Raw genomic sequence first — 7,998 nt, forward strand, 5'->3', positions numbered from 1 at the left:
AATCCGCATATATTTCCTACGAACACAAGCTCTTACATGTTATGAAACACAATCCAAAAACAGAACAGGAGGGTCGTCATGCGTTTGGATCAATTTCTCTCCGCCCGCACGCTGTACTCCCGCAGGGAACTGCGGACAATGATTACCAAGGGCAAGGTCACCGTGGACGGCGCACCGGTACGAAAGCCCGACCAGCCGGTGTCGCCGGAAAAAAATATCGTCTGCCTGCTGGGAAAGCACGTTCCCGGCGATCCGTACTTATACGTGCTTCTGAACAAACCTAAGGGGTATGTCAGCTCTGCGGATGAGGCGGGACAGCACAGCGTCATGGAGCTGATTCCGCCGGAGCTGAGCCGGAAGGATCTGCGGCCGGTGGGACGGCTGGACAAGGATTCCACCGGTCTGCTGCTGTTCACCGACGACGGACAGCTTGCCCATCAGGTCATCGCCGCCAGAGGGCACGTGGCAAAGTATTACCGCATCCTGTTGGCAAGACCGTGGGAGGATGCCTATGCGGATGCCATCGCTGCCGGCATCCGGCTCGCCGACGGCGCACAGTGCAAGCCGGCACAGGCTGCGCCCGTTCCGGAGACACAGCGGGAGGCGCTGATCTGCCTGCACGAGGGAAAATACCATCAGGTGCGCCGGATGTTCGCCGCACTGGGAAACCACGTGGAGGAGCTGGAACGTGTGGCGCTGGGCGGTCTGACGATGCCCCCGGATCTGCCGCTGGGAGGCTGTATTCAGCTGTTCGAACAAGATGTCCAAAAAATGTTGCACTCAGAAACCGTTTTTTCAAGCTTGTTACAAACCAAAAAAGAAAGTTCGTCATAATGGATAAATGTACAAGCGTAATTTTGGGCAATAAACGACTTGAAAAATGTGCGGATTTTTGGTATGATTATATTATCACCGAGGGCGGCAGAAGGTGCACGAAGCCACTGCACTTCAAATCGGGAAAAACATATTTTAGGAGGAACTGCGAAAATGGCAAGTTTATCACTTCGACATATTTATAAGAAATATCCGGGCAATGTAGTTGCTGTAAAGGACGTAAATCTGGAAATCAAGGACAAGGAATTTATCGTACTGGTAGGCCCTTCCGGCTGCGGTAAGTCTACCACCCTGCGTATGATCGCTGGTCTGGAAGAAATCTCTGAGGGCGAGCTGTACATCGGCGACCGCCTGGTAAACGACATCGCTCCGAAGGACAGAGATATCGCAATGGTATTCCAGAACTACGCTCTGTATCCGCACATGACCGTATTTGACAACATGGCATTCGGTCTGAAGCTGCGTAAGGTTCCGAAGGATGAGATCGCACGTAAGGTGGAAGAAGCTGCAAAGATCCTGGATCTGAGCCACCTGCTGGATCGTAAGCCGAAGGCTATGTCCGGTGGTCAGAGACAGCGTGTTGCGCTGGGCCGTGCAATCGTTCGTAATCCGCAGGTATTCCTGCTTGACGAGCCGCTGTCCAACCTGGACGCAAAGCTCCGTGCGCAGATGAGAACCGAGATCTCCAAGCTCCACAAGAAGCTGGGTACGACATTCATCTACGTAACTCACGACCAGACCGAGGCTATGACCATGGGTGACCGTATCGTTGTTATGAGAGACGGTATCATCCAGCAGGTAGATACCCCGCAGGCTCTGTACGAGAAGCCGGGCAACAAGTTCGTTGCAGGATTCCTGGGTTCTCCGCAGATGAACTTCATCGACGCTGTTCTGAAGAAGTCCGACAACTACTATGTAGAATTCGGCGCAGAAGCTACCAAGACCGGCAAGGCTGTTAAGTATCAGGTTGAAATTCCGGCTGCAAAGGTAACACCGGAGCTGGCTGAATTCGTAGACAAGGAAGTAATTCTGGGTATTCGTCCGGAGTCCCTCCACGACGACGAGATGTTCCTGTCCAACGCAAAGACTGGTATCATCAACTGCACCGTAGAGATCACCGAAATGATGGGTGCTGAAACCTTCCTGTACCTGGACTGCGCTGGCATTCCGCTGACTGCACGTGTTGATCCTCGTTCTACTGCTCGTCCGCAGGATGAGATTCAGGTTGCTCTGGATGCGAACAAGATCCACCTGTTCCGCAAGGATACCGAGAACAACGAGACCATCATTAACTGATTGTTGTAAGCTGAAACGTATCCCATTTTTCTGAAAAACGATCGCCCACTGTCTGCGGACAGCGGGCGATTTTTGTTTTCCTCCGAAACCGGACAAAAAAATGGACCTGCCCGGGGAAGGACAGGTCACGTACAGAAAAAGATTCAAGGAAAATTGCTGCCGGAAAACAGCACTTTTGATTTTCGCTTGAAATGGGAAAGGGGGATCTTTGCGATCCATGTGCTTAGTATATCAGACAAACCTGAAAATAACCTGAAAATCTGATGGGATTTTCAAATTTTTATTTCGTGGCGGTTTCCAGCGCCAGACGCATCATGTCGGTGAACGCTGTCTGCCGTTCCTCCGGCGAGGTGGACTCGCCACGGAGGGGACAGTCGGAGATGGTGGTGATGCACAGCGCCTCTCTTCCGGCTGCGGCTGCGTTCAGATACAGGGCAGCTGCCTCCATCTCGGTGGCGAGTACGCCCATCTTTGCCCACTGCGGCAGCGGACTCGGCTCACGGTAAAAGACATCGGTGGAAAACAGATTGCCCACGTGTACCGGCAGTTCCAGCTGGCGGGCGGTCTGTACCGCAGTTTCCAGCAGGGCATAGGAGGCGATGGGGGCAAAGGTGCCGGAAAGCCCGTACTGTGCGGCGTAGTTGGAATCGGTGCACGCTGCCTGTCCGAGGACGATGTCACGCAGCCGGACGTGGTCGGCAACGGCGCCGGCAGTTCCGATGCGCAGGATGCGCTCTACCTGATACTCGTGGTAGAGCTCGTAGGAATAGATGCCCATGGAGGGCATGCCCATGCCGCTGCCCTGCACCGAGATGCGGACACCGTGGTATGTGCCGGTGTAGCCGTACATGCCACGGACTTCGTTGTAGCAGACGGCGTTCTCCAGAAAGTGTTCTGCGATGAATTTGGCACGGAGGGGGTCGCCGGGCATGAGAACCGTTTTGGCGATGTCGCCCGGTGCGGCGGTGTTGTGTGGGGTTGCCATAGAAAAGACTCCTTTCTCAAGAAAAATGGGGTTGATACGTTTTCCACAAGTTGTCCAAGGTCTGTGGAAACACCGATTATCTTCTCTTCCGGTGCAGCAGTTCCTGAAGCGTCAGGGTGATGGCGCTAAAGTTATACACAATGACAAAGAGGAAGCCAATGGTCAGCCACAGACCCCACAGCGGCGGTGTCTCCACAACGATCATGCTCAGCAGAATGAGAATCGCCATGTTGCTGAGGAATTTTGCGTGGTTGACGGGGAAGGGCACATAGCGCCGTGCGTCCACGATGCGGATGCAGTAGCAGGCGAGGTAGCTGACCAGCGTTGCAATGGCTGCGCCCATGATGCCCCAGATGCGGATGAGGAAGATGTTCAGCACGATGTTCACAATGGCAGCCACCAGATTGGTCCACAGGGAGTGGGTCGTGTGCTGGGTTGCGGTGTACACGCTGCTGAGGAACTGGTTGAAGCACATGATGAGCACCGCCAGCACCAGAACCGGTGTGTACTGGTATGCGGTGGCGTACTCCGGATAGGTGCTGGAGTCGATTAGAATGTTGGAGAGAACCCGCAGGAAAACAATGAGGAATGCGCTGGCGATGAACATAAAAGACTGGTAGGCGTCGTAGACACGGTGGTAGAACCGGCTGCGGTCCTGCGAGTCGTTCTCCTCGATGGCGGACATGTTCCACGCCTGAAAGAAGATGGTGGAAATGGTGGAAACCAGATTCGGGATCTTGGCAGAGATGCCGTAGATGCCGGCAGCGGTCTCGCCCACCTGACCGCTTGGACCGGGCATGTACCGCAGGAACAGACGGTCGGAGAAGCTGGTCACCATCCAGAGCAGTGCCGACGGGATGAGGGGAATGGAGAACCGCAGCATCATGCGCATGATCTTCTTGTCCAGATAGCGCAGGTTGAAGAAACGGTGCAGTCCGGCGGTCACCCACAGGAAGATGCCGGAGAGGAAATCCGAGAGCAGCACCGAGAGCAGAAAGCCCGTGACGCCCAGATGGAGTCCGGCGATGAAGATCACGTTGAAGATGAACAGCGTCAGCGTGGTGATGATGCCGTCAATGGTGTACAATCGCACCAGCCCCCGTGCCACCACGAATTGCGAGGCGACTTGCCGGAAGCCCGACGTGACGCAGTAGATCATCAGCAGGACGACATAGCCCTCCGTATAGGGCAGGAGCGTCAGGAATGGAGAAAGCAGAATGAGCAGCCCGATGCCGGCGAGCTCTACCACGCAGGCGGAGGTGAAAACCCTTCGGTTGTCGAAATTCCGGTCGATGCCATAGCGGATGATGGCGTCTGCGATGCAGAAGGTGATGACCGGATAGAGGAAATTTGCAGTCAGTTCCAGCAGTTCCTTGGTGCTGTTGTCTCCCGGATTCAGGTTTCCGGTGTAGAGCCGGGTGAGCAGCAGCAGCAGAATCTTGGAGCCGAACGAGCCGATCGCAAAAATCAGCGTGTTCGATGCGAGTTTTTTGTATTTGTTCATGAAAGCCACCTTTTTCGATTCGGCAATGGTGCCGGTTCAGTTTGCGGATGTGCCGGGGGAAAGCACCCCGGCAGCACAAGCCAACACCTATTATTATAGCATAAATTTTGGGGAAATGGAACAGTTTTTTTGAAAAGATAGAATTCTGACAGAATATGGTGAAAATGACGAAAAAGCTATCTTTGATTTGTGCAATCCTCCAAACTTGAAAATTTTTCCGCCGGCGTGCAACAATTCCCCTGCCTCGATTGTATCCCATATGAAGGGATTTTTCAAGACATCTGCAAAGCGTTTCGGAAATGGCGCACGCAGAGAAAGAACACTTGTTTCATTCCCTGACGATGACCGCACCGCTGTCACCGTGGCATTCGCATAAGGGACGGCAGAAAATCGCACTGCCGGCGGATGCCGCTTCTGCACAAAGGGCTGTGCCCCCTGCGTAGGCATAGTGCAGAACCGACCGCTTCGGTCACTTGTCAGGTGGAATAGAAAAAATTTCCAATTTCCTCCATTCCTTGTTGTGCCTGCTTCGAAGTCGTTCGAACGGCACAACGCCGCCAAATTCAGCATGATGAGAAATGTGCACATTTCTCGAAAATACATGCTTTTGATATATTTATTTCATAAAAATGCGGTATACTTGTAACCGGAGCTCCAGGGGGTGCCGGAGGTGCGCTGCGGAGTATCAGACACGCTTGCAGAAGTGCGCTTCTGGAGCAATGGGAGGGGTTTCATGCCGCAGGAGGATACAGCATTTGCGCAGTTCTACGCGCGGCATGTTGACACGGTATACCGGGTCTGCTACATACGCATGAAAAATCAGGCAGACGCAGAGGATCTGACACAGGAAACATTCCTCCGTGCCATGAAAGAGCCGCAGCTTTGGGAAGATGATGCCCATGGGCGCGCGTGGCTCATTGTCACAGCCTCCAACCTCTGTAAAAATGCACTGCGCCACTGGTTTCGTGCCAGCCGGCAGGAGGTGGAGGACTGGGATCAGGCAATGGGCTGCGTACAGGCGCCGCCGGATGCGCAGGAGTCGGAGGTGCTCTCCGCCGTGATGAAACTGCCGGATCAGTATAAAACTGTGATCTATTTATTTTACTACGAGGGATATTCCAGCACGGAAATTGCACAGATGCTGGGAAAGAAAGAATCTACCGTTCGTTCTCTGCTGCACCGCGGCAGAAAACAGCTGTCGCAAACATTGGGAGGTGAGCCGGATGCGGAATCAGGAAGAAGATCGTCGTAGGATTCAGCAGGCACTCCAGCATCTGTCGCCGGATGAGGCGGCAAAGGACCGGATGTATGCGCAGATTTTAAAGCATGCCGCAGATGCGGAGCGCAAAGAGGCTCGCCGTCCGTGGTATCGGCGCTGGCAGACTGCTTCCGCCGGAATTTGTACCGTGGCGCTGGCGTGTGCTGTGGTGATGATGGCGGCGGTGCATAGCCGGATGCCGCAGAACGGCACCGACCAGCTGGTCGTACTCCAGCCCACCACGGAAACTGCTGTGGTGACTGCGCTGCCGGAGCAGCCGCCGGAAACCCAGACGCAGCCGCTCATCACAACAACTTCTGCCAATACGGCGGAAAAACCGCAGGAGTCCCGTGCATCGCAACCGGCGGAACGCCAGACGGCGGAAACCGCCTGTGCTGCCGTGACAGATGCGGCGGAGGATGCCGTGCAGACGGAACCGGTGACAACGGCGGTACAGACCGAAACGGCACAGACCACGGTGAAAAAGACGACTGCCGCTGAAACGCAGACCAAGCCGGTACGTACCACTACCGCTGTGACACAGGCGACCACCGCACAGACGCAGCCGACAGAACCGGCGCAGACAACGGTGACCACCAAGTCCAGCCAGAGCAACATCTCCATTCGGCAAAACATCTATTTGTACCATATTCTGGTGTGGCAGGGCATCTCCTACGATACCCAGTATACCGAGATCTCCAACCGAGAGCTGGATGAGTACTTGGGAAACGGCATCACCAACGGAGAAGATGTGGATGACACTTATGTGGTGCTGATCTATTCCGTCAAGGGTGCGGATGGCGCACAGCAGCTTGCCATTCAGTATGCCGGAACGAATCAGTACTATTTGTTTACTGCTGTCTGAGTACAGGGAAAAATGAAAAAATGATATCTCGTATCGGTGTCGCAATCTGCCGCGGCACCGATTTTTTTCGGGAAAAATGCTGAAAATGCGGGAAACGCTTGACAGCACCATATCCCTCTGCTATAATAAAGTATATGTTTTCTGGAAACGATGCCGGTAATTTCGCCGGTGTTTCCTGATTTTTAGAAAGTGAGAAAAGGCTGCTGGGGAACATGCAGAGATATGATTCTGCGGCAGCGCTGTAAAATAGAATTGGAATGAAAAATCGCAGAGATCAATATAAACGAATCTTTTCGTTTTCTGCCGCTGTGATTCTGGTGGGGCTTTATACACTGGGATTTGTGTGGGTATGGTATCAGAGCTATAGCGATGCCATCCTGCTGCCGTTTTATCGGCGCGGCAACTGGGTGATGATTTTAATTTATATCGTCATGGTGATGCTGTTCAGCAAGGCGTTCGGCGGGCTGAAGGCAGGCTATCTGAAGCGGACGGATATGTTCTATTCCCAGACGCTCTCCATTCTGTGCGTCAATGTGCTGACGTACTTCCAGATCAGCGTGGTCAACCGTGACTTTTCCGCCACGCTCCCCATGGTGATCCTCACGGGGTACGACCTGCTGGTGCTGGTGCTGTGGGTGGTGCTGGTGAACCGGCTGTACTTCCGCATCTATCCGCCGCGCCATCTGGTCGTCATCTACGGCGACAAGAACGCCGCCGAGCTGGTGCTGAAAATGAGCCGCCGTGTGGACAAGTATATGATCTGTGAGTCCGTGAGCATTGCGGAATCCACCGAGGAGATCTGTGCGGCGATCGGACGGTATGAAGGCGTGATCCTGTGCGAGATCCCCGGACAGCGGCGCAACGACTTGCTCAAGTACTGCTTCGCCCGAAACATCCGCACCTATATCGCCCCGAAGATCTCCGACATCATCCTGCGCGGAGCGGAGGAGATCCGGCTGTTCGATACGCCGCTGCTGCTGTGCCGGAACTACGGTCTGTCGATGGAACAGCGGCTGGTCAAGCGTGCGTTCGACTTGACATTTGCTGTGGTATTTACCGTACTGCTCTCTCCGGTCATGCTGGTCTGTGCCCTTGCCATCAAGCTGAACGACGGCGGGCCGGTGCTGTTCAGGCAGAAGCGTCTGACGCTGGGGGGCAAAGAGTTCTATGTCTATAAGTTCCGCAGTATGGTGGTGGATGCAGAGAAGCACGGGCCGCAGCTGGCACGGGAGGATGACGACCGCATCACCCGCGTG

7 protein-coding genes are annotated in these 7,998 nt (G+C 54.4%); 5 read left to right on the forward strand and 2 right to left on the reverse strand.

Translation table 11 applies throughout. The features are described 5' to 3' along the window. The first annotated feature begins 78 nt into the window (after positions 1 to 78). Together QZL66_RS04220 and QZL66_RS04225 are read left to right on the forward strand one after the other, a co-directional pair. Positions 79 to 834 (forward strand): pseudouridine synthase, encoded by a 756-nt coding sequence (locus tag QZL66_RS04220; protein ID WP_022410496.1) that lies wholly within the window; start codon positions 79 to 81, stop codon positions 832 to 834. A gap of 153 nt (positions 835 to 987) precedes the next feature. Continuing rightward, positions 988 to 2,130, forward strand: a complete 1,143-nt coding sequence (locus QZL66_RS04225; protein ID WP_022410498.1) for an ABC transporter ATP-binding protein — start codon at positions 988 to 990, stop codon at positions 2,128 to 2,130. Positions 2,131 to 2,410: 280 nt separating this feature from the next. Here the strand turns inward: QZL66_RS04225 and deoD are convergent, their stop codons facing one another. After that, positions 2,411 to 3,115 (reverse strand): purine-nucleoside phosphorylase, encoded by a 705-nt coding sequence (gene deoD, locus QZL66_RS04230; protein ID WP_022410499.1) that lies wholly within the window; start codon positions 3,113 to 3,115, stop codon positions 2,411 to 2,413. Positions 3,116 to 3,191: 76 nt separating this feature from the next. Then, positions 3,192 to 4,619 (reverse strand): MATE family efflux transporter, encoded by a 1,428-nt coding sequence (locus tag QZL66_RS04235; RefSeq protein ID WP_022410500.1) that lies wholly within the window; start codon positions 4,617 to 4,619, stop codon positions 3,192 to 3,194. A 733-nt stretch (positions 4,620 to 5,352) separates the two neighbouring features. Here QZL66_RS04235 and QZL66_RS04240 point away from each other — a divergent pair. The 3 genes from QZL66_RS04240 to QZL66_RS04250 form a co-directional block, all read left to right on the forward strand. Continuing rightward, positions 5,353 to 5,871, forward strand: a complete 519-nt coding sequence (locus QZL66_RS04240) for an RNA polymerase sigma factor (RefSeq protein ID WP_022410502.1) — start codon at positions 5,353 to 5,355, stop codon at positions 5,869 to 5,871. After that, positions 5,843 to 6,742, forward strand: coding sequence for a hypothetical protein (locus QZL66_RS04245; protein WP_022410503.1), 900 nt, complete (start codon positions 5,843 to 5,845; stop codon positions 6,740 to 6,742). Before QZL66_RS04240 ends, QZL66_RS04245 begins: the two co-directional genes overlap by 29 nt. A gap of 257 nt (positions 6,743 to 6,999) precedes the next feature. Next, the coding region (locus QZL66_RS04250; RefSeq protein ID WP_293601850.1) for a sugar transferase at positions 7,000 to 7,998 on the forward strand (999 nt) is incomplete at its 3' end.

The sequence above is a fragment of the Ruminococcus sp. CAG:330 genome (assembly GCF_000437175.1).
In the GTDB taxonomy this organism is placed as follows: Bacteria; Bacillota; Clostridia; order Oscillospirales; family Ruminococcaceae; genus Ruminococcus_C.

Excerpts from the sequence above, each read along its gene's own strand:
- QZL66_RS04220 (WP_022410496.1), top strand. The coding sequence starts at position 79 with ATGCGTTTGGATCAATTTCTCTCCGCCCGCACGCTGTACTCCCGCAGG.
- QZL66_RS04225 (WP_022410498.1), top strand. The coding sequence starts at position 988 with ATGGCAAGTTTATCACTTCGACATATTTATAAGAAATATCCGGGCAAT.
- deoD (WP_022410499.1), bottom strand. The coding sequence starts at position 3,115 with ATGGCAACCCCACACAACACCGCCGCACCGGGCGACATCGCCAAAACG.
- QZL66_RS04235 (WP_022410500.1), bottom strand. The coding sequence starts at position 4,619 with ATGAACAAATACAAAAAACTCGCATCGAACACGCTGATTTTTGCGATC.
- QZL66_RS04240 (WP_022410502.1), top strand. The coding sequence starts at position 5,353 with ATGCCGCAGGAGGATACAGCATTTGCGCAGTTCTACGCGCGGCATGTT.
- QZL66_RS04245 (WP_022410503.1), top strand. The coding sequence starts at position 5,843 with ATGCGGAATCAGGAAGAAGATCGTCGTAGGATTCAGCAGGCACTCCAG.